Below are 25,073 nucleotides of genomic sequence, written 5' to 3'. Positions count from 1 at the left end.
TCAGTCGACATCAATGTTGAATGTCAGTCCGCTTTCGCGAGCAAGCCCGCTCCCACAGTAGTTTTGCGGTGTTTGTTGGTTCCACGCTTAAGGCATAATCCGCCCAATTCAAACAACAAGGATGCCGCCCCTGTGAGCTCAGTCAACAAGTCGATTTTGTTGGTCGATGACGATCAAGAGATACGCGAGTTGCTGGACACCTACCTGACCCGCGCAGGTTTTCAGGTGCGCACGACGCCGGACGGCGCAGGCTTTCGCCAGGCGATGAACGAGGCGCCGAGTGATCTGGTGATCCTCGATGTAATGCTGCCGGACGAAGACGGTTTCAGCCTTTGCCGCTGGATTCGCCAGCACCCGCGCCAGGCCCAGGTGCCGATCATCATGCTCACCGCCAGCTCTGACGAGGCCGACCGTGTGATCGGCCTGGAACTGGGTGCCGACGATTACCTCGGCAAACCCTTCAGCCCTCGCGAATTGCAGGCCCGCATCAAGGCCTTGTTGCGCCGTGCCCAGTTCGGCCAGGAACGTTCCGGCAGTGAAGTGCTGGCTTTCGATGACTGGCGCCTGGACATGGTCAGCCATCGACTGTTCCACATCGATGGCGAGGAAGTGATTCTCTCTGGTGCCGACTTCGCCCTGTTGAAACTGTTCCTCGATCACCCCCAGGAAATCCTCGACCGCGACACCATCGGCAACGCCACCCGTGGCCGTGATTTGATGCCGCTGGATCGTATCGTCGACATGGCCGTCAGCCGTTTGCGCCAACGCCTGCGCGACACCGAAAAACCGCCGCGACTGATTCGCACCGTGCGCGGCAGTGGCTATCAACTGGCCGCCAATGTGGTGGCCAGCAATGGCCACTGAGTTTCTGCGCCGGCTCATCGCCAAAGTGCCGGTGCCGCGTTCGCTACTGGGGCGAATGCTATTGCTGACCCTGCTGGTGGTGATGTTTGCCCAAGCGTTGTCCAGTGTGATCTGGGTCTCGCAACTGCGCGCCACACAACTTGAAGGCCTGGTCACCAGCGCCCGTAGTCTCGCGCATTCGATGACGGCCAGCGTCAGTTATTTCCGTTCATTGCCCGTCGCATTCAGGCCGTTGGTGCTCGATCAGTTGCGCAGCATGGGCGGCACCCGTTTCGTGGTGACCCTCAACGACAAACCGTTGGGCATGGAAGTGCTGCCGATCACTCCGCGCAAAGAAGCCGTGCTCAAAGCGGTGGACCAAGTGTTGCGCGAGTCCCTGGGCCACGACACGGATATCTCGGTGACCTTCGTCAGCCCCGAAGACCTGCGGATCTTCAACAGCGGGTTGAAACTCGATGAATTGCCGCGCTCCTGGGCGCATTACGCGTTGACCCTGGAACCGGTGAACCCGCCGGTGCTGGTCACGCAAATCCAGATGGCTCCGGGGGAATGGCTGTACATCGCGTCCTTGCTGCCCGAGCCCTACACCAGTCTTGAAGAGCAAGGCCTGCCGGCGCAGCAAGTGTGGTTTATCGTGCTCACCAGCGGCTTCTTGCTGTTGTTCATCGGCCTGCTGGTGCATTGGCAAAGTCGTCCGCTCAAACGCCTGGCCCGGGCGGCGCGGGACATGTCCCTCGGTGCCGAAGTCGAGCCGGTGCCCGAGGGCGGTGGCAGCGAAGTGGTCGAAGTGGGTCGTGCCTTCAACGCGATGCGCGAACGGATCAGCCGTTACCTGACCGAACGCAGCCAGTTGTTCAGCGCGATTTCTCACGACCTGCGCACGCCGATCACCCGCTTGCGTCTGCGGGTCGAATTGCTGGAAGACGAAAAGCTGCAAGCCAAGTTCGGCCGCGATCTGGATGAGCTGGAGTTGCTGGTCAAAGGCGCGCTGCAATGCGTGAAAGACACCGATATCCACGAGAACATCGAACCGGTGGACCTCAACCACGTGCTCGATTGCCTAGTGGAACCGTACCTGGCGCCCAACGGCAATGGCCGCGTGACTCAGCAGGGCCGGGCATTTGCGGCGTATCCGGGCAAGCCGCTGGCGCTCAAGCGCTGCATCGGTAACCTGATCGACAACGCCTTGAAGTACGGGCAGAACGCCCATCTGCATATCGATGACGACCAGAGTGCGTTCATCCTGCACGTGGATGACGAAGGACCGGGGGTGCCGGAGCAGCGGATGGAGCAGGTGTTCGAACCGCACTTTCGGTTGGCCGGGCAGCAGCAGGGTTATGGGTTGGGGCTGGGGATTGCGCGCAACATTGCCCATAGCCATGGCGGCGAAGTGAGTCTGCAGAATTTGCGTGAGGGTGGGTTGCGGGTGACGTTGCAGCTTCCTCGTTCGATTGATTGAGTTTCGGCCTTCAGTACCCCCCTCACCCTAACCCTCTCCCCAAAGGGGCGAGGGGACTGACCGAGTTGTTCTTGGAGCTACATCGACCTGAAAGTTCGAGTCGAACTCAGGTTTGAACAGCATGAAGATCGGCTCCCTTTCCCCCTCTCCCCTCTGGGGAGAGGGCTGGGGTGAGGGGTGGCTCTGAAATTCAACACAACTCCAAAGTCATTTGTCACAATCCAGTGACAAACCCCGCCCCCTTCGTTACCTGCCGCGCCTCGACCGTTGTTTAGACTGCCCTCAGTCATAACAACAAAAAAGGTACCCCATGGACACCTTCCAACCCGCCTTCAGCAGTTGGCTGAACGCGCCTGCCCATCAGCAATGGCTCGCTGCCGAAGGCCTGCGCCTGCTGGCGTTTGCCAAGGCTTCGAAGCTGCCCGAAGGCTTCGGCAATCTCGATGAAAAGGGCCATCTCCCGGCCAACGCCCACGCCGAAACGATGAACACCGCGCGCATGACCCACAGCTTCGCCATGGCTCATATCCAAGGCTTGCCAGGGTTTGCCGAGCTGATCGATCACGGCGTCAAGTCGCTCAACGGTCCGTTGAAGGACGCTAAACACGGCGGCTGGTTCGCCACCGCCCAGCATCGTGACGACAACACCGGCAAAGCCGCCTACCTGCACGCCTTTGTCGCCCTGGCCGCCAGTTCCGCAGTGGCCGCGCAACGCCCCGGCGCGCAAGCCTTGCTCGATGAGGCGATTCACATCATCGACACGCATTTCTGGAGCGAGGAGGAGGGCGCCATGCGCGAATCCTTCAATCGCGACTGGAGCGATGAAGAGGCTTATCGCGGCGCCAACAGCAACATGCACGCCACCGAAGCTTTCCTTGCGCTGGCGGATGTCACCGACGACCACCGCTGGCTGGTCCGCGCTCAACGCATCGTCGAGCGGGTGATTCACGGTCACGCTGCCGCCAACGATTACCTGGTGGTCGAGCATTTCGATCGCGACTGGCAGCCACTGCGCGAATACAACCACGACAATCCGGCTGACGGTTTCCGCCCTTACGGCACCACGCCTGGCCACGGTTTTGAATGGGCGCGGCTGTTGCTGCACCTCGAAGCGGCGCGGGTACAGGCCGGCATGCTTACGCCGGGCTGGCTGGCGACCGACGCGCAAAAACTCTTCGACCACAATTGCCGTCACGGCTGGAATGTCGATGGCGCGCCGGGGATTGTCTACACCCTCGACTGGGACAATCGCGCGGTGGTTCGCCATCGCTTGCACTGGACCCATTGCGAAGCCAGCGCCGCCGCCAGTGCGTTGCTCAAACGCACGGGCGATGAGCAATACGAAACCTGGTACCGACTGTTCTGGGAATTCTGTGACAGTCATTTCATCGACCGCTGCGATGGCAGTTGGCACCATGAGCTCGACCCGCAAAACCGCCCAAGTGCTGATATCTGGGCCGGTAAACCGGATCTGTATCACGCCTGGCAAGCCGTTCTGATTCCGCGCCTGCCGTTGGCGCCGAGCATGGCGACTGCCTTGGGGCAGTTGTCCCAGAGCGCTCCTGTGTAACCATGTGGTGACATTCAAGCGTCCCTTCGTTACCTGCGAAGGGATAACTCCTGTTTAAAATCCGATGCAGCGCAAGCACCAGACTTGCATGCATAACAACAAGAAAGGTAATTCTAGATGAATGCGATTTCTCGCCTCGCTACTGTCATTTCTCTTGCCTCATTGCTTCCAATCTCTGCATTCCCCCTCAGTGCACTTGCCGCCGATTCCAAAGGTTCGGTAGAAGTCGTTCACTGGTGGACATCCGGTGGCGAAAAAGCCGCTGTTGATGTGCTCAAGGCCCAAGTCGAAAAAGACGGCTTCACCTGGAAGGACGGCGCTGTTGCCGGTGGTGGCGGTGCGACTGCCATGACCGTGCTCAAGAGCCGTGCCGTTGCCGGTAACCCGCCGGGTGTAGCGCAGATCAAAGGTCCGGACATCCAGGAATGGGCGTCCACCGGTCTGCTCGACACCGACGTCTTGAAAGAGACAGCCAAGTCGGAGAAGTGGGACAGCCTGCTCGACAAGAAAGTCTCCGATACCGTGAAGTACGACGGTGACTACGTGGCCGTGCCGGTGAACATTCACCGTGTGAACTGGCTGTGGATCAACCCGGAAGTCTTCAAGAAAGCCGGGATCGAAAAAGCGCCGACCACCCTTGAAGAATTCTACGCCGCCGGCGACAAACTCAAGAAAGCCGGTTTCATCGCGCTCGCTCACGGCGGCCAGCCTTGGCAGGACAGCACCGTGTTCGAAGCGGTGGTCCTTTCTGTGATGGGCGCTGACGGCTACAAAAAAGCCCTGGTCGACCTGGACAACGGCGCGCTGACCGGCCCTGAGATGGTCAAGTCGCTGACCGAGCTGAAGAAAGTCGCGACCTACATGGATGCCGACGGCAAAGGCCAGGACTGGAACCTGGAAGCGGCCAAGGTCATCAACGGCAAGGCCGGCATGCAGATCATGGGTGACTGGGCCAAGAGCGAGTGGACTGCAGCCAAGAAAGTCGCCGGCAAGGATTACCAGTGCGTAGCCTTCCCGGGCACCGACAAGGCCTTCACCTACAACATCGACTCCCTGGCTGTGTTCAAGCAGAAAGATGCAGGCACTGCGGCCGGTCAGCAGGACATCGCCAAGATCGTTCTGGGTGAGAACTTCCAGAAAGTCTTCAGCATCAACAAAGGTTCGATCCCGGTTCGAATCGACATGCTGAACGACATGGGCAAGTACGGTTTCGACTCCTGCGCCCAGACCGCAGCCAAGGATTTCCTGGCGGACGCTAAGTCCGGCGGCTTGCAACCGAGCATGGCGCACAACATGGCGACCACGCTGGCGGTACAAGGCGCGTTCTTTGATGTCGTGACCAACTTCATCAACGATCCGAAAGCTGATCCTGCCGATGCCGCCAAGAAACTCGGCGCAGCGGTCAAGTCTGCCAAGTAACTGTTAAAGCCGCAGCTCCCCCTGTGGGAGCGGGCTTGCTCGCGAAAGCGGAGTGTCAGGCAACACTTTATGAACTGACACGACGCCTTCGCGAGCAAGCCCGCTCCCACACAGGGAATGCGCCTGTAATCCTTTTTCTACGTACGGGATCTTCCCATGAGTTCTGTTGCTGTGTTCAGCAAGGCCTCGCCGTTCGATGCATTGCAGCGCTGGCTCCCAAAACTGGTGCTGGCGCCGAGCATGTTCATCGTTCTGGTGGGCTTCTATGGCTATATCCTGTGGACGTTCGTCCTGTCGTTCACCACGTCGACCTTCCTGCCGAGCTACAAGTGGGCAGGCCTGGCGCAATATCAGCGGCTGTTCGACAACGACCGTTGGTGGGTAGCGAGCAAGAACCTGGCCGTGTTCGGCGGCATGTTCATCGGCATCACTCTGGTGATCGGTGTGCTGCTGGCGGTGTTTCTTGACCAGCGCATTCGTCGCGAAGGTTTCATCCGCACCATTTACCTGTACCCGATGGCGCTCTCGATGATCGTGACCGGTACCGCGTGGAAATGGCTGCTCAACCCGGGCATGGGCCTGGACAAATTGTTGCGGGACTGGGGCTGGGAAGGCTTTCGCCTGGACTGGCTGATTGACCCGGATCGCGTGGTGTATTGCCTGGTGATCGCGGCGGTCTGGCAGGCCTCGGGCTTTATCATGGCGATGTTCCTCGCCGGCCTGCGTGGCGTTGATCAATCGATCATCCGTGCCGCCCAGATCGACGGCGCGAGCATGCCGCGCATCTACCTCAAAGTGGTGTTGCCGAGCCTGCGCCCGGTGTTCTTCAGCGCCGTGATGATCCTCGCTCACATCGCGATCAAGAGTTTCGACCTTGTCGCGGCAATGACCGCCGGCGGCCCGGGTTATTCCTCCGACCTGCCTGCGATGTTCATGTACTCCTTCACCTTCAGTCGCGGCCAGATGGGCATGGGCTCGGCCAGTGCGATTCTGATGCTCGGTGCGATTCTCGCAATCATCGTGCCTTACCTGTACTCCGAGCTGAGGACCAAGCGTCATGACTAGTTTCGCTGCCAAACCCGCCATCAGCCTGAGTCGCATCGCGATCTACGCCGTGCTGATCCTCGCGGTGTTCCTGTACCTGATTCCGCTGGTGGTCATGTTGCTGACCAGTTTCAAGACCCCGGAAGACATCAACTCCGGCAACCTGCTGAGCTGGCCGACCGTGGTCAGCGGCATTGGCTGGGTCAAGGCTTGGGGCACGGTGGACGGGTACTTCTGGAACTCGATCAAGATCACCGTGCCGGCGGTACTGATCTCCACCGCCATCGGTGCGCTGAACGGCTACGTGCTGTCGATGTGGCGCTTCCGTGGCTCGCAGTTGTTCTTCGGTCTCCTGCTGTTCGGCTGCTTCCTGCCGTTCCAGACCGTGCTGCTGCCGGCCTCGTTCACCCTCGGCAAAATGGGCCTGGCCAGCACCACCACCGGGCTGGTGTTCGTGCACGTGGTCTACGGCCTGGCGTTCACCACGCTGTTCTTCCGTAACTACTACGTCAGCGTTCCCGATGCGCTGGTGAAAGCCGCGCGGCTCGATGGCGCGGGTTTCTTCACCATCTTCCGTTTGATCATCCTGCCGATGTCCACCCCGATCATCATGGTCTGCCTGATCTGGCAGTTCACTCAGATCTGGAACGACTTCCTGTTCGGCGTGGTGTTCTCCAGCGGTGATTCGCAACCGATCACGGTAGCGCTGAACAACCTGGTCAACACCAGCACCGGGGCCAAGGAATATAACGTTGATATGGCAGCGGCGATGATCGCCGGGCTGCCGACCCTGCTGGTCTATGTGGTCGCAGGCAAGTATTTCGTGCGCGGGCTGACGGCCGGCGCAGTCAAGGGGTAATCATGGCTACGCTCGAACTTCGCAATGTAAACAAGACCTACGGTCCCGGCCTGCCGGACACCCTCAAGAACATTAATCTGTCGATCAAGGCGGGTGAGTTTCTGATCCTGGTCGGCCCTTCGGGTTGCGGCAAGTCGACCCTGATGAACTGCATCGCCGGCCTGGAAACCATCACCGGCGGCGCGATCATGATCGGTGACCAGGACGTCAGCGGCATGAGCCCGAAAGACCGCGACATCGCCATGGTGTTCCAGTCCTACGCGCTGTACCCGACCATGAGCGTGCGCGAGAACATCGCCTTCGGCTTGAAGATCCGCAAAATGCCTGCCGCCGATATCGAAACGGAAGTGGCGCGGGTGGCCAAGCTGCTGCAGATCGAACACCTGCTCAACCGCAAACCCGGCCAGCTCTCCGGTGGTCAGCAACAGCGTGTGGCCATGGGCCGTGCCCTGGCGCGTCGGCCGAAGATTTATCTGTTCGACGAACCGCTGTCCAACCTCGACGCCAAGCTGCGGGTCGAGATGCGTACCGAAATGAAACTGATGCACCAGCGCCTGAAAACCACCACGGTCTACGTGACCCACGACCAGATCGAAGCAATGACCCTGGGCGACAAAGTGGCGGTGATGAAGGACGGGATCATTCAGCAGTTCGGCACGCCGAAAGACATCTACACCAACCCGGCCAACCTGTTCGTGGCGAGTTTCATCGGTTCGCCGCCGATGAACTTCATCCCGCTGCGCTTGCAGCGCAAGGACGGGCGTCTGGTGGCGCTGCTCGACAGCGGCCAGGCCCGTTGCGAATTGCCAATGGGCATGCAGGACGCCGGTCTGGAAGATCGCGAAGTGATCCTCGGCCTGCGCCCGGAACAGATCGTACTCGCGAACGGCGAGCCGAATGGTTTGCCGACCATCCGCGCCGAAGTCCAGGTCACCGAACCGACCGGTCCCGACACCCTGGTGTTCGTCAACCTGAATGAAACCAAAGTCTGCTGCCGTTTGGCGCCGGACGTTGCACCGGGCGTGGGCGAAACCCTGACCCTGCAATTCGATCCGTCGAAAGTGCTGCTGTTCGATGCCAAGACCGGGGAGCGTTTGGGGGTTGCGGGCGAGCCGAAAGCCGAAGCATCAGTCGGTAACATCGCGCAATTCAAAGGTCGGTAAAGATTAATTGTGGGAGCGGGCTTGCTCGCGAATGTGGTGGGTCAGTCGCCATAGATGCTGGATGTTCCGGCCTCTTCGCGAGCAAGCCCGCTCCCACAAGGGGAAATACGCGGCGGATGGGGACATTCGTCGCAATCGATGTAAACCGCGTTAGATAAAAACAGTTAATAACAATAAAACGAGGATGTAGGGATGAAGAAGAAGAACAACGCTCAGCTTATCTGCCAATTGTCAGCTGTTGCGGTGATGACGATGGCCGGTAGCGTTCATGCGGCTGACGCGTTCAGCGCCGACTCCCAGTGGATGACCGGTGATTGGGGCGGCGAGCGGACCAAGCTGATCGAGCAGGGTATCGACATCAAGATGGACTATGTCGGTGAAGTAGGCGGCAACCTTCACGGTGGCTACAACAACGACAAGACTGCACGTTACGCCGACCAGTTCGGTCTGGGCGTGGCGCTGGACCTGCAAAAGCTGTGGGGCTGGGATAACACCCAGGCCAAGATCCAGCTGACCAACCGTAACGGTCAGAACATTTCCAACGACCGTGTCGGCGACCCGCGTGCCGGCACCTTGAGTTCTTCACAAGAAGTCTACGGTCGTGGCCACATGGTCCGTCTGACCCAGTTGTGGATCAAGCACCAGTTCCTCGACGGCAAACTGGACGTCAAGGCCGGTTACTTCGGTGAAGGCGAAGACTTCAACACCTTCCCGTGCGAGTTCCAGAACCTGGCGTTCTGCGGTTCACAAGCGGGTAACTGGGCTACCGGTATCTGGTACAACTGGCCAGTCAGTCAGGCCGCTGTGCGCGTGAAGTACAACATCTCGCCTGAGTTCTATGCGCAGATCGGCGCGTACAACCAGAACCCGTCGCAACTGGAACACGGTAACGGCTTCAAGCTCAGCGGCAGTGGTACGGCGGGCACCGTCATACCGGTCGAGTTGGTCTGGTTGCCTAACCCTAACAACCTGCCGGGCGAATACCGTGTCGGTTACTACAAGAGCACGGCCAAGGCTGATGACGTTCTTAAAGACGACAACGGCAATGATGCGGCAACCAGCGGCAACGCTTACCGCAGCCATGACAGCAAACACGGCTACTGGTTTGTGGCACAGCAACAACTCACTACCCACAACGGTGACGCGTCCCGCGGTCTGAACGTTGCCGCCAACGCCACGTTCCACGACAAGGACACCAACTTCGTCGACAACTATCAGTCGCTGATGTTTGTCTACAAAGGTCCGTTTGATGCCCGTCCGAAGGATGACATCGGTATCGGCGCCGCCCGTATCCACGTCAACGATGACGTGAAGAAAAACGCCGAGCTGATCAATGCTTCCAATGGTGTCAGCGACTACGAAGATCCACTGTTCGCACCACTGCGTAGCACCGAGTACAACTACGAAATCAACTACGGCTTCCACGTCACCAACTGGCTGACCGTGCGTCCTAACCTGCAATACATCACTCACCCGGGCGGTGTGGATGAAGTCGACAACGCGCTGGTGGCCGGTCTGAAAATTCAGTCGGTGTTCTAACGTTGTTGCGATAAGCTCCTCTCTATGTGCGCATATTTGCGGATGGCCAAGGCTATCCGCTTTTTTTTGGGGGCGGCGCACCCCGGGCAACAGATGATTTTCAGGACCGTGGCACATGCATGAGCATCCGCTACAACGCTTCTTCAAATCCTTGCGCGAACGTCCGGTGTTTGCGTGGGAGCGCTATCAGATGCGCGACGTGCTGGTGATCGATCATCCGCTGTGCCAAGCGGTGTTCAGTCGCCAGGGCGCGCAGTTGTTGCACTTTCAGCCAGCGGGGCAGAAGCCCTGGTTGTGGTGCGCGGCGAAGTGGCCGCACGTGGGGGCCATTCGTGGCGGCGTGCCGGTGTGCTGGCCGTGGTTTGGCCGGCATCCGAGCGAAAACGCCTGGCCGTCCCATGGCTGGGCGCGACTGCTCGACTGGAAGTTGCTCGACAGCAGCACTGACGACGATGGCGTGCGCTTGCACTGGCAATTGCAGCTGTGTGACTGGACCGTTGACCTGCACGCACACTTGGGCGAGCGCATGGATTTGCGCCTGAGCACCGAGCATCAAGACACCTTACCGTGCCAATTGAGCCAGGCGTTGCATGCCTATTGGCGTATTGGTGACGTCAGTGAGATAGCGCTGTCTGGGCTCGACGGTGCGCAAGGTTACGATCAGTTGAGTCGTCAGGTGTGCCAGCAGGAAGGCGAGCTGCGGGTCGATGGCGGCTGTCAGCGGGTGTTCCAGCATGACGGCGAATTGCAGCTCAAGGACCACGCCTGGCAGCGGGAATTGTGCATCGATACCGGCGACGATGCCGACACGGTGGTCTGGCATCCGGGGTCACGGCCGTTGTTGGGGGTGAGCTGGAATGAGGTGTTGGAGTTTGTCTGCGTGGAAGCGGCGAGCGGCGGCACCGACAGTTTGAGTCTGGCGCCGGGGGAGAGGGCGCATTTGAGTTTGCAGGCGCGGGTTGGGGTGTAAGAAAGATCAAAAGATCGCAGCCTTCGGCAGCTCCAACAATGTATCGGCGTACACCTGTAGGAGCTGTCGAGTGAAACGAGGCTGCGATCTTTTCCGGGCGAGGCGCCCTAATTAAACTCGTCACCCACCGGATACCGGCTCGCATTCAAGCTCTCTTTGATCTTGCGCAAATGCGGCTGGAAATCCACCCCGCGACGCAAGGTCATGCCCGTCGCCAATACATCCAGCACCGTCAACTGAATAATCCGCGAAGTCATCGGCATATAGATGTCGGTGTCTTCCGGCAGCGGAATGTTCAGGCTCAACGTACTGGCCTTGGCCAGTGGCGAATTCTCGGCGGTCAAACCCAGCACCGAAGCGCCGTTCTCCCGGGCGATGCGCGCCACTTCCACCAGTTCGCGGGTGCGGCCGGTGTAGGAAATGATCACGAACAACTCACCGGTGTGCGCCACCGAGGCAATCATGCGCTGCATCAGCACGTCGGCGTGGGCGGTGACCGCCAGGTTGAAACGGAAGAACTTGTGCTGCGCATCCAGCGCCACCGGCGCCGAGGCGCCGAGGCCGAAGAAGTGAATCTGCCGGGCCTGGATCAACAGATCGACGGCGCGGCTGATCAAATTCGGGTCCAGTGCCTGGCAAGCGCTGTCCAGGGACGCGATGGCACTGCCGAAGATCTTCTGGGTGTAGGCTTCCGGATTGTCATCGGCCTCCACCGCACGGCTGACATACGCCGCGCCACTGGCCAGACTCTGGGCCAGTTGCAGTTTGAGTTCGGGGTAACCGCTGACACCGAATGAACGGCAGAAACGGTTGACCGTCGGCTCGCTGACCTTGGAGGCCTGGGCGAGGGCGGCGATGCTGAACCGGGTGGCCTGCTGTGGGTTGAGCAGGATCACTTCGGCGACTTTGCGTTCGGCCTTGTTCAGGTCTTCAAGGCGATTCTGGATTTGTTCCAGTAAATTTCGCACGCGGTCCATAGATGTTCCTTGAGTCAGCAGCGCAAAGACGCGCTCTGCTATGCAAAAAGGGCCTTTGATGCGGCCCGTCACGGTGGCCTATCCTACTGATGGCTCCGACCGACCACCACTCGGAATCTGTATTTTGCGAAAATGTTGTGGTTATTACTACATTTTCCCTTGAGTGATGCCTTGAAAAAAGGTATTTGTAGCTTAACTTGATAAAAGAACAAACATCATGCCTTCGATTACGGTTGAACCGTGCACCTTTGCCTTGTTCGGCGCCCTCGGCGACCTGGCCTTGCGCAAACTGTTTCCTGCCCTCTATCAACTGGACGGCGCCGGCCTGTTGCACGAGGACTCGCGCATCATCGCCCTGGCCCGTGAACCCGGCAGCGAGCAACAGCACCTGGCGTTCATCGCCTCGGAATTGCGCCGCTACGTCGATGCCAAAGAGCTGGACGAAGCTGTGGTCGAACGCTTCCTCGCTCGTTTGAGCTACCTGCACGTCGACTTCCTCAAGTCTGAAGACTACGTCGCCCTGGCCGAACAGGCCGGCAGCGTCCAGCGTGTAATTGCCTACTTCGCCACGCCGGCAGCGGTTTACGGCGCGATCTGCGAGAACCTGTCGAAGGTCGGTCTGGCGGAAAACACCCGCGTGGTCCTGGAAAAACCCATCGGTTCGGACCTGGAATCCTCGCGCAAGGTCAACGACGCCGTGGCGCAGTTCTTCCCGGAGAACCGCACCTACCGCATCGACCACTACCTGGGCAAAGAAACCGTCCAGAACCTGATTGCCCTGCGTTTCGCCAACAGCCTGTTCGAAACCCAGTGGAACCAGAATTACATCTCCCACGTCGAAATTACCGTGGCCGAGAAAGTCGGGATCGAAGGCCGCTGGGGTTACTTCGACAAGGCCGGCCAGTTGCGGGACATGATCCAGAATCACCTGCTGCAACTGCTCTGCCTGATCGCCATGGACCCGCCGGCCGACCTGTCCGCCGACAGCATCCGTGACGAGAAAGTCAAAGTGCTCAAGGCCCTCGCGCCGATCAGCCCGGAAGGCCTGACCACTCAGGTTGTACGCGGCCAGTACATCGCCGGTTACAGCGAAGGCAAACCGGTGCCGGGCTACCTGGAAGAGCCGAATTCCAACACCCAGAGCGACACCGAAACCTTCGTCGCCCTGCGTGCCGACATCCGCAACTGGCGCTGGGCCGGTGTGCCGTTTTACCTGCGAACCGGTAAGCGCATGCCGCAGAAGCTGTCGCAGATCGTCATCCACTTCAAGGAGCCGTCGCACTACATTTTCGCGCCGGAGCAGCGCCTGCAAATCAGCAACAAGCTGATTATCCGCCTGCAACCGGACGAAGGCATCTCCCTGCGTGTGATGACCAAAGAACAAGGCCTGGACAAGGGCATGCAGCTGCGCAGCGGTCCGTTGCAGCTGAATTTTTCCGACACCTGGCGTAGCGCGCGGATTCCCGATGCCTACGAGCGGTTGTTGCTGGAAGTGATGCGCGGCAATCAGAACCTGTTTGTCCGTAAAGATGAAATCGAAGCCGCGTGGAAGTGGTGTGACCAGTTGATCGCCGGGTGGAAAAAATCCGGCGATGCGCCCAAGCCGTACGCGGCGGGGTCCTGGGGACCGATGAGCTCCATTGCACTGATCACGCGGGACGGGAGGTCGTGGTATGGCGATATCTGAATTGAAACTGCCTCAGGGCGTCAACGCCCATGAGTTCAAGAGCCCGGTGCTATTGGCTGAAGGCCTGGCGCTGAATGTGGCCAAGCAACTGAGCGAGGCGATCGACGCACGCGGCACCGCGACCCTGGTGGTCTCCGGTGGTCGCAGCCCGGTGGCGTTCTTCCAGCACTTGGCCAAGCAGACGCTGGACTGGTCCAAGGTCGTCGTGACCCTGGCCGACGAGCGCTGGGTGCCGGTGGAACACACCGACAGCAATGCCGGTCTGCTCAAGCGTTATCTGCTGCAAGGTCCGGCGGCCAAGGCTCAGTTCCTGAGTTTGTACAGCGCCACCGCCAACCTTGAGCTGGCAGCGGAGCAAGCCGACCGTTTGCTCGCGGAATTGCCACCGATCGACGTGCTGATCCTGGGCATGGGCGATGACGGTCACACCGCCTCGCTGTTCCCCAACAGCCCGAACCTGGCCGACGCCTTGAAAGCCGACGGCACACGCCGTTGCTACCCGATGCTGGCGCCGACCGTGCCGCATCAGCGCCTGACCATGAGCCGCGCGCTGCTGGCGTCGGCCGCGACCACCGTTCTATCGATTTCCGGTCAGTCCAAGCTGACCACTTTGAGTGCCGCATTGGCCGGTGACGATGTCGCCGCCATGCCGATTCGCGCGTTTCTGCAACCTACGTTAGAGATTTACTGGTGCCCATGAGCCAAGGATCAGCCGCTATGACAAACACATCCCCGACCGTTTCCATGGCGGACAAAGTTGCCCTGATCGACAGCCTCTGCGCCAAGGCGCGGATTTTGCCGGTGATCACCATCGCTCGCGAACAGGACGTGCTGCCACTGGCCGACGCCCTGGCCGCCGGTGGCCTGACCGCCCTGGAAGTGACCCTGCGTTCGCAGTTCGGCCTTAAAGCCATCCAGATCCTGCGCGAGCAGCGTCCGGAACTGGTGACCGGTGCCGGCACTGTGCTCGATCGCAGCATGCTCGCCGCCGCCGAGCGCGCCGGTTCGCAGTTCATCGTCACCCCGGGCATTACCCGTGACCTGCTCGAAGCCAGTGTCGACAGCCCGATCCCGCTGTTGCCCGGCATCAGCAACGCCTCCGGCATCATGGAAGGCTATGGCCTTGGCTATCGCCGCTTCAAGCTGTTCCCGGCGGAAGTCAGCGGCGGCGTTGCGGCGATCAAGGCCCTTGGCGGTCCGTTCGGCGAAGTCAAATTCTGCCCGACTGGCGGCGTGAGCCCGGCCAATATCAAGAGCTACATGGCGTTGAAAAACGTGATGTGCGTGGGCGGTAGCTGGATGCTTGATCCGGAGTGGATCAAGAACGGCGACTGGGCCCGCATTCAGGAATGCACCGCCGAGGCTTTGGCGCTGCTGGACTGATCGACTTTTACCAAACACTTCGTTGTGTGTTCTACGGCTTTACGGTGCGCTTGGTCGGTGCACCGTTTTTTTTTGCCTGCAAAAAATCCCCCTGTAGGGGCAAAGCTTGCTCGCGATGGCAGCATCGCGGTGCAACGATTAACTGCGTTATCGTTCATCGCGAGCAAGCTTCGCTTCTACACAAAAACATTTGCCGATACATAGTTACCGCATCCCGCCCGGCTTCTCTCTCTATCCTTGAAGCATCTTATGGAAGAGAGAACCTCATGGATTACACCTCTGCTACTCCCCCCGAAACGATATGCCTGCTCTCCCCGGAACAAATCGCCGGCCCTTATTTCCGCAACCCGAAACTCATCCGACGCAACATCAGCGAAGGCCAGGACGGCATTCCCCTGGTGCTGCGGCTGACGATTGTCGATGCCATGACCGGCGAACCGGTGAGCGGCGCGCTGGTGGATATCTGGCATTGCAACGCCCGGGGCGCGTATTCGGGCTGGAGCCGGATCAACCCGGATCTTGAAGTCGCTGTCGGTGACATTGGCGCGATTGCGCGCACCGATGACGACACTTATCTGCGCGGCGGGCAATTCAGCGACAACAAGGGTGTGGTGCGGTTTACCACGATCTATCCGGGGTTTTATGCCGGACGTGCGCTGCACGTCCATGTGGCGGTACGCATCACCGGAGGCAACAATTATCTGGAGGAGCGACATGTCGCCTGGGTCGGTCAGCTGTATTTCCCCGAGGTCGCCTCCCGGTCGGTGCTGAGCGCCAGGGAATACCAGGGTCGCGCCGTGTCGCCGCAGAGTAATGATCAAGACCATTACTACACAAACATGGGCGGTGAAGCCTCGACCCTGACGGTTCACCACATCGGTCGCGACACCGCGGATGACGGCTTCTTCGGGCACATGACCATCGGCATCGACACCTTTGCGGTGTCGACCCAGATCAAACCCGAGGACTTCGACAAGTACACGGTGTGAGCGCTGGTTTCAGCGCAGTTCGGTCAGCGCCCGGACCAGCCGGTCCATGTCTGCTGCGGTGGTGGTCAACCCCGGCGTAATGCGGATACATGGCCCGAACGCCGCACCGCTGCGGGCCACGGTGAACAGGTTGTAGTCGTTGAGCAGCCGCTCGACCATCGTTTGTTGATTCGCGTGACGGGTAAAGCGCATCGAGGTGATGCCGCAATACAGACGGGGATCGTCGGGGGTCATGATTTCGATGCCCGGCAGGTCGCGTACGGCGCTGACCCAGCGGTTGCGCAGGTAGTCGAGCCGTGCGCCCTTGGCGGCGGAACCGCCCATGGATTGATGTTCCTCGAACACGAGCGGCAAGGTCATCAACGCCGGAATGTTCGGCGTACTGTAGGGCGTGCGGGAGCGGATATCGTTGATCGGGAAGTGCATCTCGCCCATGTCCGGGTCGATATCGGTCAGACGCTGGGGCGCGATGTAAATGAACCCCAGGGTCAGCGGTGCGCCGATCCATTTGTGCAGGTTGTACCCGGCAAAAGCGATGCCCAATGCCTCCAGATTGAAGTCGATCTGGCCCAGGGCATGGGCGCCGTCGAGGATCACATCGACGCCGTGTTCCTTGGCGAGCGTGGCAATGGCCTGCACCGGCATCACCAGGCCCGAGCGGTGGGTGACATGGGTCAGGGCCATCAGCTTGAGGCGTGGATAACGCACGAAAGCTTCGCGGTAGGTGGCCAGCAAACTGTCATAGGTGGCCGGGTGCTGGTGATCGATCTCGATCACTTCCACGCCGCGATGGCGCGCCAGCCAGCGCATGGCGCCCTTGACCGTGTCGTACTCCAGATCGCACAGCAGCACCTGATCGCCGGGCTGCAAGCGGTTGTAGTTGCGGATCAGCGATTGCAGGCCGTCCGAGGCGTTGCGGGTGAGGGCGACGGAGTGCGCACGCACGCCCATCAGCTCGGCGAGCTGCGCGCGAATATCCAGGCTTTCGACCTGCTCGAAGCGTTGGCGCACATGGACCGAGTTGCTGCGGTTGATCAGCTCGATATTGCGCTGGTATTCCTCGACCACCGTGCGCGACATGCGCCCGAAGTAACCGTTCTCCAGATTGATGGGGCCAGGTTCGACAGCGTAACGGTCGGCAAAGGTTTGCCAGAAGGCTTCATCACGGGCGCGGCGGGTGTTTTCGGGCATGGGCTACTCAGTCAATTCAGTGGCGGGGCGCAGGCTTGCCATGTTTGGCGCGCAGCGGTTCGAGCAGTTCCGATAAACCGTTGTGGTCGATTTCCTGCATCAGCGCGAGCAAACCGCCCAGTTCACCGTGGGGGAAACCTTCCCGGGCGAACCAGTTCAGGTACTGGCCGGGCAGGTCGGCAATGATGCGGCCCTTGTATTTGCCGAAGGGCATTTCGCGGGTAATCAGCAGTTCGAGCTTTTCTGGATTCATCAATCAGTCGTCTTGATTCAAACAGCCTCGAAAATACAGGCATTCTGCATGCAGGCCAAATGACAGATCATGCAAATAAAGCGGATACAGATAGGGGTGTTAAAAATAACTTGTTGAAAAATAAGGAATAAATACTCAATTAAAAGCTGGCATGCAGGCTGCAATAGCTATTGCATCTTTCATCAACCCGCGAGGAATTGAAAATGACCGACGTGAATAAAGAAGCCATCTCTGTACTCAACGACCTGATCGAAACCAGCAAAGACGGTCAGGAAGGGTTCAAGACTTGCGCTGAAGACATCAAGCATCCAGAACTGAAAACCCTGTTTGTCACCCGTTCTGCCGATTGCGCCACCGCCGCTGCTGAACTTCAGTCTGCGGTTCGTTCCCTGGGCGGCGATCCGGAAACCTCCACCAGCGTCAGCGGCGATCTGCATCGTCGTTGGGTTGATGTGAAAGCGATGTTCACCGGCAAGGATGAAGAAGCCGTGCTGAACGAAGCTGAACGCGGTGAAGACCACGCGTTGAAGGCGTACAAGGAAGCGCTGGAAAAAATCAACAAGCACAACCTGGTGGGCATTCGTGACCTGGTTGAACGCCAATACCATGGTGTGCAACGCAACCACGACCAGGTAAAAGCCCTGCGTAACCAGGCGCGTGCTCGTTCTTAAGCGTTTGTCGCTGTCATAAAAAACGCCAGTCAGACTGGCGTTTTTTTGTGCCCGGTGAATGGCGGCACACGGGTGGTCCGGGGATTGGTGTTCGGCTTTGGAGCCACCCCTCACCCTAACCCTCTCCCCAGGGGGGAGAAGGGACTGACCGAGTTGTTTATTCGAATTACATCGACCTGAAAGTCCGAGTCGAACACAAATTTGAAAAGCCCTCGATCGGCTCCCTTTCCCCTCTCCCCGCTGGGGAGAGGGGATTGACCGAGTTGCTTATTCGAATTACATCGACCTGAAAGTCCGAGCCGAACACAAATTTGAAAAGCCCTCGATCGGCTCCCTTTCCCCTCTCCCCGCTGGGGAGAGGGGATTGACCGAGTTGCTTATTCGAATTACATCGACCTGAAAGTCCGAGTCGAACACAAATTTGAAAAGCCCTCGATCGGCTCCCTTTCCTCTCTCCCCGCTGGGGAGAGGGGATTGACCGAGTTGCTTATTCGAATTACATCGACCTGAAAGTCCGAGCCGAACACAAATTTGAAAAGCCCTCGATCGGCTCCCTTTCCCCTCTCCCCGCTGGGGAGAGGGCTGGGGTGAGGGGGTGGTTCTAACTGACACCCCACCTATCAATCAGCCAATACTGATCGCCGGCAACACCGGCAACGTCACGGTCTGTTGCTTACGCGGCGCCAGAATCTCCGCCTCGCCATCCACTACCAACTCATCGCGCTGGTTGAATACGCGAGTGGCAATCCGCACGCGAAACTTCGGCAGCTTTTCGAGAATTTCCAGACGCACGGTCAGGGTGTCGCCGATTTTCACCGGTTTCTGGAAGCTCATCTGCTGACCGATATAGATTGTCCCCGGCCCAGGCAACTCGCACGCCACGGCGGCACTGATCAGCGCGCCGCTGAACATACCGTGGGCAATACGCTCCTTGAACATGGTGCCGGCCGCGAATTCAGCGTCCAGGTGCACCGGGTTGTGGTCGCCGGACATCGCGGCGAACAACTGAATGTCGCGCTCTTCGACGGTCTTGCTGTAACTGGCGGTCTGGCCGACTTCAAGGGCTTCGTAAGGGGTGTTGGTAACCTGGGTCATCTGTCTCAATTCCTGTGACGAATTTAAAAATCCACAAAAAAACTGTTCGAAAAACTATTCGGTTCTGGCCGGGCGGCGGTGGCTGAGCGCCTGAGCGATCCAGTTCAGAACGTCGGCGGTCACTTCATCGCGGTTGCTCTCGTTGAACAGTTCGTGACGAGCCTGCGGGTAAATATTCAATTGCAGGTTCTGGCTGCCGGCGCTTCGTAGCGCATGGGCCAGATCTTTCAGACGCTTGCCTTCACTCACCGGATCACATTCGCCGCCCATTATCAGCAGGGGCAGGCCCGGATCGACCTGGGCGAGATTGGACGCTTTGCTGATTTGCTGCAAGCCGCCGAGCAAGTCGATCCACAGTTGATTGGTGCAGCGAAAGCCACAAAACGGGTCGTTGGCGTACAGATCGACTTCCGCCGGGTCGCGGCTCAGCCAGTCAAATTTGGTGCGCACCGGTTTGAATTTTTTGTTGAACGAGCCGAAGGACAGGAACTCGATCAGCGCGCTGCGCCCCTTCGGTCCCTGGCGCAGTCGTTCGAGCCGGGCAATCTGCCGCGCTGCGCGGTAAAGCGCTACTGGCTGGAAGTTCGAGCCGCTGAGAATCGCCCCGTGCAGGCTGGCGCTGTGGTGCAGCAGGTAGGCCTGGGCGATGTAGCTGCCCATGCTGTGACCAAGCAGCACGATCGGTACGCCGGGGTGTTGCTGGCCGATGTGCTGGTTGAGGCTGGCGAGGTCGCCGACCACCTTGCACCAGCCATCGTCATCGGCGAAATGCCCGAGGGTGCCGTTTTCGGCAGTTTTGCCATGTCCGCGCAGGTCTGGCGCATACACGCCGTAGCCTTGCGCGCAGAGTTTTTCCGCGAGCCGGGCATAGCGACCGCTGTGCTCGGCCATGCCATGGGCCAGCAGAATCACCGCTTTCAACGGCGAGTCGGGCAGCCATTGGTTAACGAAGAGGCGGCTGTGATCACTCGCGGTCAGCCAGAAGGTGTCGTGGATCATGGCGATTCCTTTGCACGATGTGGTTGCATTGTATAGCGCATCCCACGCTTGCCGTCTGATCAGCCCACGCCACCCTAGGAAGATTCACACGATCTATGACGGTGTTGGCTGTATTTGCCTGATTCGCCATAGCTGCTAGTGTCCGTGAAGCTCCGCTTTTTGCTTTTTGTTTCTCCGGAATGACAGAACAGCGGCCAAGGTGATTCAGGTAAAGAGGACAAGAACAATGCAACCTGATTTCTGGAATGACAAACGCCCGGCCGGCGTGCCCCTGGACATTGATCTTGGGGTCTATAAGTCGGTGATCGAGGTGTTCGAGCGTTCCTGCAAGAAATTCGCGGATCGCCCAGCCTTCAGCAACATGGGCGTGACCCTGACCTACGCCGAGCTGGAACGCTACAGCGCCGCGTTCGCCGGTTACCTGCAAGCCCACACCGATCTTGCGCCGGGGGATCGCATCGCGGTGCAGATGCCCAACGTCCTGCATTATCCGATTGCCGTGTTTGGTGCGTTGCGCGCCGGGCTGATCGTGGTCAACACCAACCCGCTGTACACCCCGCGGGAGATGCGTCATCAGTTCAAGGATTCCGGCGCCCGGGCGCTGGTGTACCTGAACATGTTCGGGGCCAAGGTCCAGGAAGTCCTGGCCGACACCGACATCCAGTACCTGATCGAAGCGAAGATGGGCGACCTGATGCCCGCCGCCAAGGGCTGGCTGGTCAACACGATGGTGAGCAAGGTCAAGAAAATGGTCCCGGACTATGCCTTGCCCCAGGCCGTTTCCTTCAAGAGCGCGCTGCGCCTGGGCCGGGGCCTGGGCATCAAGCCGCTGAAGGTCGGCCTCGACGACATCGCGGTGCTGCAATACACCGGCGGCACCACGGGCCTGGCCAAGGGCGCGATGCTGACCCACGGCAACCTGGTGGCGAACATGCAGCAGGCGCGGGCCTGTCTGGGCCAGTTCGGCAGCGACGGCCAGCCGCTGTTGCGCGAGGGCCAGGAAGTGATGGTCGCGCCGCTGCCGCTGTACCATATCTATGCCTTCACGGCGAACTGCATGTGCATGATGGTGACCGGCAACCACAACGTATTGATCACCAATCCACGCGACATCAAGGGCTTTATCAAGGAGCTGAAGAACTGGCGCTTTTCGGCGTTGCTGGGGCTGAACACGCTGTTCGTCGCGCTGATGGATCACCCGGATTTCAAGACCCTGGATTTCTCCAGCCTCAAGCTCACCAACTCCGGCGGCACCGCACTGGTCAAGGCCACCGCCGAACGCTGGGAACAGCTTACCGGTTGCCGCATCACCGAAGGCTACGGACTGACCGAAACCTCGCCGGTGGCCTGCACCAATCCGTATGGCGACAAATCGCGAATCGGCACGGTCGGCCTGCCGGTGCCGGGCACCGCGCTGAAGATCATCAATGACGAAGGCGTCGAGCAGCCGTTGGGCGAGCGCGGCGAGTTGTGCATCAAGGGCCCGCAGATCATGAAGGGCTACTGGAACAAACCCGAGGCCACCGCCGAAGTGCTGGATGCCGAGGGCTGGTTCAAGTCCGGCGATATTGGGGTCATCGATCCGGACGGTTTCGTGCGCATCGTCGATCGCAAGAAAGACATGATCATTGTCTCGGGCTTCAACGTGTACCCGAACGAAATCGAAGACGTGGTGATGGCCCACCCGAAAGTCGCCAATTGCGCGGTGATCGGCGTGCCGGACGAACGTTCGGGGGAGGCGGTGAAGTTGTTTGTCGTTGCCCGGGAATCCGGGGTCAGCCTTGAAGAGTTGAAGGCGTACTGCAAGGAAAACTTCACCGCGTACAAAGTGCCCAAGCACATTGTGTTGCGCGAGTCGTTGCCGATGACGCCGGTGGGCAAGATTCTGCGGCGGGAGTTGCGGGATATCGCTTAACCGGTAATCCATGTGGGAGCGGGCTTGCTCGCGAAGACGTCGTGTCAGTCAACATGCAGGTTGAATGGACTGACCTCTTCGCGAGCAAGCCCGCTCCCACATTGGTATCTGAGGGCTCTGGAACCCCTGTTTTCAGAGGGTTTGTCAAAGCTATAGAATCTTTGCTCTAAAATGACTGCCGGTTATTCTTGAGTCATTTATGTGACTGTAGAGGCTGCTTTTGGCTCTAGTCGGCCCTTGGCAAAGCTGCTACTCTCGGCGCGCTTTTGTGACTTCTCGGCCTATATAAAAGCCAGACTCACCAATAAAAAACACACACCAATAATAATCGCATCAAATGCGGTGATGAATTCGCGTTGCTGAGGAGTGGGCTTCCATGATCGAAGACTTTTGGAAGGATAAGTACCCTGCCGGGATTGCTGCCGACATCAATCCAGACGAGTATCCGAATATTCAGGCAGTGTTGAAGCAGTCCTGCCAACGCTTCGCTAACAAACCGGCATTCAGCAACCTGGGCAAGACAATCACCTACGGTGAACTGTACGAATTGTCCGGTGCCTTTGCCGCTTACCTGCAGCAGCATACCGACTTGCAGCCCGGTGATCGAATCGCCGTGCAGTTGCCTAACGTGTTGCAGTACCCGGTAGCCGTCTTCGGTGCGATCCGCGCCGGGCTGATCGTGGTCAATACCAACCCGCTGTACACCGCGCGGGAGATGGAACACCAATTCAACGACTCCGGTGCCAAAGCCCTGGTCTGCCTGGCCAACATGGCGCACCTGGCCCAGACCGTCGTGCCGAAAACCGGCGTCAAGCACGTCATCGTCACCGAAGTGGCCGACCTGCTGCCGCCGCTCAAGCGCCTGCTGATCAACAGCGTCATCAAGTACGTGAAGAAGATGGTCCCGGCGTATCACTTGCCCAAGGCCATCAAGTTCAACGACGTGCTGAGCAAGGGCCACGGCCAGCCAGTGGCGGAAGCCAACCCGGACAGCGGCGATGTCGCGGTGTTGCAATACACCGGGGGCACCACCGGCGTGGCCAAGGGCGCGATGCTGACTCACCGCAACCTCGTGGCGAACATGCTGCAATGCAAGGCGCTGATGGGCTCCAACCTCAATGAAGGTTGCGAGATCCTGATCACGCCGCTGCCGCTGTACCACATCTATGCCTTCACCTTTCATTGCATGGCGATGATGCTGATCGGCAACCACAACATCCTGATCAGCAACCCGCGGGACTTGACCGCGATGGTCAAGGAACTGTCGAAGTGGAAGTTCAGCGGTTTCGTTGGCCTGAACACTTTGTTCGTGGCGTTGTGCAACAACGAAGCGTTCCGCAAGCTGGATTTCTCGGCGCTGAAAGTCACCCTGTCCGGCGGCATGGCCCTGCAATTGGCCGCGGCCGAGCGCTGGAAAGCGGTCACCGGTTGCGCCATCTGCGAAGGTTACGGCATGACCGAAACCAGCCCGGTGGCCACGGTCAACCCGATCCAGCACATCCAGGTCGGCACCATCGGCATTCCGGTGCCGTCGACCCTGTGTAAAGTCATCGACGATGCCGGTGTCGAGCAGCCGCTGGGCGAAATCGGTGAGCTGTGTGTGAAAGGTCCGCAAGTCATGAAGGGCTACTGGCAGCGCCAGGACGCCACCGATGAAATGCTCGACAGCGAAGGCTGGTTGAAGACCGGTGACATCGCGCTGATCCAGCCGGATGGCTACATGCGTATTGTCGATCGCAAGAAAGACATGATCCTGGTCTCCGGTTTCAACGTGTACCCGAACGAACTGGAAGACGTGCTCGCAACCCTGCCGGGCGTGCTGCAATGCGCGGCCATCGGCGTGCCGGACGAGAAGTCGGGCGAGGCGATCAAGATCTTCATCGTCGCCAAACCGGGCGTGACCCTGACCAAGGAACAGGTGATGGAGCACATGCGCGCCAACGTCACCGGCTACAAGGTCCCGCGCTCCGTGGAGTTTCGCGATGCGCTGCCGACCACCAACGTCGGCAAGATCCTGCGCCGCGAACTGCGCGACGAAGAGCTGAAGAAGCTGGGCGTGAAGAAGTAAGCCCCGCCTGAAACACAAAAGCCCCGCAGACGCGGGGCTTTTTGTTGTGGGCCTGGGGCCTTGCAGCGCCTGTCAGGCCGTCTTCGCGAGCAAGCCCGCTCCCACAATTGGAATGCGTTCCCCTGTGGGAGCGGGCTTGCTCGCGAAGCTTTTAGCTTTTGCTGTTACAGGCGAAACGGCGCGAAATTGACGTTGGTACCCGTCGGGCGCATGTCCTGCAGGTACGAGTCCTTGTCGGCACTCAGTTCCAGGCTCAGGGCCGCTTTGCGTTTGCCTTCGTTGCGCACCACCAGGCCTTCAAGTTTTTCCCGCAGGAACACCGTCGGCACTTTCAGGTGCAGCAGCTCGTCGGTGTCCGGCGTGTGCATCAGCAGGTGAACCCACTCGTACTGACCCACGGCCAGGCGTGCTACCGGGATGTCGAACCACCAGATGTTGCGGTTGCGGTTCAATTCGGTGAAATGGCAGTTGTTGACGCCAAGCACAGCACCGCCGAGTTCCTGGTTTCTGCGGGCAATGGCCTGCTTTTTATCGAGTTTCATAACATTCCTACGGGATTGGATCTTCAGCGCCATGGCCTGAATACGTTGCGCATTCTCGGGGGTTGCACGGCAAACATAAAGCCCAACCTGCGCATGGCGATGAAATGTCGCTGTGAAAATAAATGAAACTCCCCGCAAACGCCGCCGGTCAATCTTTCTGTAACGACTTTCCCCGTTGAATTGTTCACAGGAGAAACACCATGAGCAGCACTGGCGATAAAGTTAAAGGCATGGCAAACGAAGCGGCTGGCAACGTCAAGCAAGGCGTCGGCAAAGCCACTGACAACACCAAACTGCAAACCGAAGGCAAGATTCAGGAAAAGAAAGGCGAAGCCCAGCAAGCGGTGGGTAAAGCCAAGGACGCGGTCAAGAAAGCGGTCGACAAGTCCTGACGTGCCGCCCCTTCAAGGCACATT

The 25,073-nt window shown here is 59.3% G+C and carries 23 protein-coding genes; 17 read left to right on the top strand and 6 right to left on the bottom strand.

Going from position 1 to position 25,073, the window contains the following annotated elements; genetic code table 11:
* Window positions 1-132: 132 nt before the first annotated feature.
* The 9 genes from HB680_RS25250 (at window position 133) to HB680_RS25210 (ending at window position 10,887) form a co-directional block, all read left to right on the top strand.
* Window positions 133-864 carry a response regulator transcription factor gene (locus HB680_RS25250; protein ID WP_008155851.1) on the top strand — a complete coding sequence of 244 codons (732 nt, stop codon included), beginning with the start codon at window positions 133-135 and terminating at the stop codon, window positions 862-864.
* On the top strand, window positions 854-2,323 hold the full coding sequence (locus HB680_RS25245; protein ID WP_213941131.1) for an ATP-binding protein: 1,470 nt from the start codon (window positions 854-856) through the stop codon (window positions 2,321-2,323). The genes HB680_RS25250 and HB680_RS25245 overlap by 11 nt, the downstream gene beginning before the upstream one ends.
* A 310-nt stretch (window positions 2,324-2,633) precedes the next feature.
* The gene (locus HB680_RS25240) at window positions 2,634-3,893 is read left to right on the top strand and encodes an AGE family epimerase/isomerase (protein WP_213941130.1); all 1,260 of its coding nucleotides are present in this window, start codon (window positions 2,634-2,636) and stop codon (window positions 3,891-3,893) included.
* Between the two features lie 117 nt (window positions 3,894-4,010).
* On the top strand, window positions 4,011-5,312 hold the full coding sequence (locus HB680_RS25235; protein WP_213941129.1) for an ABC transporter substrate-binding protein: 1,302 nt from the start codon (window positions 4,011-4,013) through the stop codon (window positions 5,310-5,312).
* 156 nt (window positions 5,313-5,468) lie between these two features.
* Complete coding sequence (locus tag HB680_RS25230) at window positions 5,469-6,377, top strand: sugar ABC transporter permease (protein WP_213941128.1); 909 nt, start codon at window positions 5,469-5,471, stop codon at window positions 6,375-6,377.
* Window positions 6,370-7,215, top strand: a complete 846-nt coding sequence (locus HB680_RS25225; RefSeq protein WP_213941127.1) for a carbohydrate ABC transporter permease — start codon at window positions 6,370-6,372, stop codon at window positions 7,213-7,215. The genes HB680_RS25230 and HB680_RS25225 overlap by 8 nt, the downstream gene beginning before the upstream one ends.
* Window positions 7,216-7,217: 2 nt before the next feature.
* Window positions 7,218-8,378 (top strand): ABC transporter ATP-binding protein, encoded by a 1,161-nt coding sequence (locus tag HB680_RS25220; protein WP_213941126.1) that lies wholly within the window; start codon window positions 7,218-7,220, stop codon window positions 8,376-8,378.
* A gap of 192 nt (window positions 8,379-8,570) precedes the next feature.
* Window positions 8,571-9,917, top strand: coding sequence for a carbohydrate porin (locus HB680_RS25215; protein ID WP_213941125.1), 1,347 nt, complete (start codon window positions 8,571-8,573; stop codon window positions 9,915-9,917).
* A 115-nt stretch (window positions 9,918-10,032) separates the two neighbouring features.
* Complete coding sequence (locus tag HB680_RS25210) at window positions 10,033-10,887, top strand: D-hexose-6-phosphate mutarotase (protein WP_213941124.1); 855 nt, start codon at window positions 10,033-10,035, stop codon at window positions 10,885-10,887.
* A 107-nt stretch (window positions 10,888-10,994) separates the two neighbouring features.
* On the opposite strand, the gene HB680_RS25205 is transcribed toward HB680_RS25210, so the two are convergent.
* Window positions 10,995-11,855, bottom strand: a complete 861-nt coding sequence (locus tag HB680_RS25205; RefSeq protein ID WP_178129043.1) for a MurR/RpiR family transcriptional regulator — start codon at window positions 11,853-11,855, stop codon at window positions 10,995-10,997.
* 226 nt (window positions 11,856-12,081) lie between these two features.
* Between HB680_RS25205 and zwf the strand changes: the two genes are divergently transcribed.
* From zwf to HB680_RS25185, 4 genes are all read left to right on the top strand, one after another.
* Window positions 12,082-13,551 carry a glucose-6-phosphate dehydrogenase gene (gene zwf, locus HB680_RS25200; protein WP_213941123.1) on the top strand — a complete coding sequence of 490 codons (1,470 nt, stop codon included), beginning with the start codon at window positions 12,082-12,084 and terminating at the stop codon, window positions 13,549-13,551.
* Entirely contained in the window at window positions 13,538-14,251 is a 714-nt protein-coding gene (gene pgl / locus HB680_RS25195) for a 6-phosphogluconolactonase (protein WP_213941122.1), read from the top strand. The genes zwf and pgl overlap by 14 nt, the downstream gene beginning before the upstream one ends.
* Window positions 14,252-14,268: 17 nt before the next feature.
* The gene (locus HB680_RS25190) at window positions 14,269-14,934 is read left to right on the top strand and encodes a bifunctional 4-hydroxy-2-oxoglutarate aldolase/2-dehydro-3-deoxy-phosphogluconate aldolase (protein WP_054044913.1); all 666 of its coding nucleotides are present in this window, start codon (window positions 14,269-14,271) and stop codon (window positions 14,932-14,934) included.
* 266 nt (window positions 14,935-15,200) lie between these two features.
* Window positions 15,201-15,923 carry an intradiol ring-cleavage dioxygenase gene (locus HB680_RS25185; protein WP_213941121.1) on the top strand — a complete coding sequence of 241 codons (723 nt, stop codon included), beginning with the start codon at window positions 15,201-15,203 and terminating at the stop codon, window positions 15,921-15,923.
* A gap of 9 nt (window positions 15,924-15,932) precedes the next feature.
* Here HB680_RS25185 and HB680_RS25180 read toward each other — a convergent pair whose 3' ends face one another.
* A complete protein-coding gene (locus HB680_RS25180) occupies window positions 15,933-17,114 on the bottom strand; it encodes an aminotransferase class V-fold PLP-dependent enzyme (RefSeq protein WP_213941120.1) in 1,182 nt (393 codons plus the stop codon).
* Window positions 17,115-17,130: 16 nt separating this feature from the next.
* Window positions 17,131-17,367: a DUF3820 family protein gene (locus HB680_RS25175; protein ID WP_007949456.1), complete on the bottom strand. Its 237-nt coding sequence runs from the start codon at window positions 17,365-17,367 to the stop codon at window positions 17,131-17,133.
* A gap of 203 nt (window positions 17,368-17,570) precedes the next feature.
* On the opposite strand from HB680_RS25175, the gene HB680_RS25170 reads away from it, so the two are divergent.
* Window positions 17,571-18,038: a PA2169 family four-helix-bundle protein gene (locus HB680_RS25170; RefSeq protein WP_213941119.1), complete on the top strand. Its 468-nt coding sequence runs from the start codon at window positions 17,571-17,573 to the stop codon at window positions 18,036-18,038.
* Between the two features lie 624 nt (window positions 18,039-18,662).
* Here HB680_RS25170 and HB680_RS25165 read toward each other — a convergent pair.
* On the bottom strand, window positions 18,663-19,133 hold the full coding sequence (locus HB680_RS25165; RefSeq protein ID WP_054044906.1) for a MaoC family dehydratase: 471 nt from the start codon (window positions 19,131-19,133) through the stop codon (window positions 18,663-18,665).
* 54 nt (window positions 19,134-19,187) lie between these two features.
* On the bottom strand, window positions 19,188-20,132 hold the full coding sequence (locus HB680_RS25160) for an alpha/beta hydrolase (protein WP_213941118.1): 945 nt from the start codon (window positions 20,130-20,132) through the stop codon (window positions 19,188-19,190).
* Window positions 20,133-20,358: 226 nt separating this feature from the next.
* On the opposite strand from HB680_RS25160, the gene fadD2 reads away from it, so the two are divergent.
* Both fadD2 and fadD1 read left to right on the top strand, forming a co-directional pair.
* Complete coding sequence (gene fadD2, locus HB680_RS25155) at window positions 20,359-22,047, top strand: long-chain-fatty-acid--CoA ligase (RefSeq protein WP_213941117.1); 1,689 nt, start codon at window positions 20,359-20,361, stop codon at window positions 22,045-22,047.
* Between the two features lie 376 nt (window positions 22,048-22,423).
* Entirely contained in the window at window positions 22,424-24,115 is a 1,692-nt protein-coding gene (fadD1, locus tag HB680_RS25150) for a long-chain fatty acid--CoA ligase (RefSeq protein ID WP_213941116.1), read from the top strand.
* 164 nt (window positions 24,116-24,279) lie between these two features.
* Here the strand turns inward: fadD1 and HB680_RS25145 are convergent, their stop codons facing one another.
* Window positions 24,280-24,657: a hypothetical protein gene (locus HB680_RS25145; RefSeq protein WP_213941115.1), complete on the bottom strand. Its 378-nt coding sequence runs from the start codon at window positions 24,655-24,657 to the stop codon at window positions 24,280-24,282.
* A 200-nt stretch (window positions 24,658-24,857) separates the two neighbouring features.
* Here HB680_RS25145 and HB680_RS25140 point away from each other — a divergent pair, with 200 nt between their 5' ends.
* Window positions 24,858-25,049 (top strand): CsbD family protein, encoded by a 192-nt coding sequence (locus HB680_RS25140; RefSeq protein WP_213941114.1) that lies wholly within the window; start codon window positions 24,858-24,860, stop codon window positions 25,047-25,049.
* Window positions 25,050-25,073: the final 24 nt, after the last annotated feature.

It is taken from the genome of Pseudomonas sp. dw_612, from assembly GCF_018449725.1.
Lineage (GTDB): Bacteria > Pseudomonadota > Gammaproteobacteria > Pseudomonadales > Pseudomonadaceae > Aquipseudomonas.
The sequence above is the reverse complement of the archived record's forward strand: the minus strand, read 5'-3'. Positions and strand labels throughout refer to the sequence as shown.